This window comes from Thiocapsa sp. UBA6158 (assembly GCF_002423035.1).
GTDB lineage: Bacteria > Pseudomonadota > Gammaproteobacteria > Chromatiales > Chromatiaceae > Thiocapsa.
On the sequence record NZ_DIUM01000068.1, the window covers coordinates 787 to 1,213 of the forward strand.

General features: G+C 71.1%; 1 protein-coding gene and 1 pseudogene. Both read left to right on the forward strand.

The window, feature by feature from the left end; translation table 11 throughout:
- Nucleotides 1-76 (forward strand): annotated as a pseudogene (locus tag B4N44_RS19930) (hypothetical protein); the annotation flags it as partial.
- Between the two features lie 106 nt (nucleotides 77-182).
- Nucleotides 183-427 (forward strand): lyase family protein (locus B4N44_RS09885; RefSeq protein ID WP_296700099.1); only part of this gene is annotated, 245 nt, incomplete at its 3' end.

A 427-nucleotide genomic window follows, 5' to 3' on the forward strand; every position in this document is an offset into this window, starting at 1 on the left:
CTTCCCGACGGCCATGCACGTCGCCGCTGTGCTGCAGACGAGACCGCTGCTGGCATCGCTCACGCGGCTGCGCACGGCCCTGCAGGCCAAGGCGACGGCATTCACCGGTATCCTCAAGATCGGCCGCACGCACCTGCANNTTCGGCGGCTACGCGGCCCAGCTCGCCCTTGCCGAAGCGGCGTTGCGCGCCACGCTGCCGGCCGTCCATGCCCTTGCCATCGGCGGCACGGCGCTCGGCACGGGACTGAATACCCATCCGGAGTTCGGTGCCCGGGTCGCGGTGCGGCTAGCCGAACGCCTGGGCGAACCCTTCCGCGTTGCCGACAACCGCTTCGCCGCGCTCGCTGGCCACGAGCCCCTGGTCGGCTTGCATGGCGCGCTCAGGACGCTGGCCGTCGCGCTCACCAAGATCGCCAACGACATCCG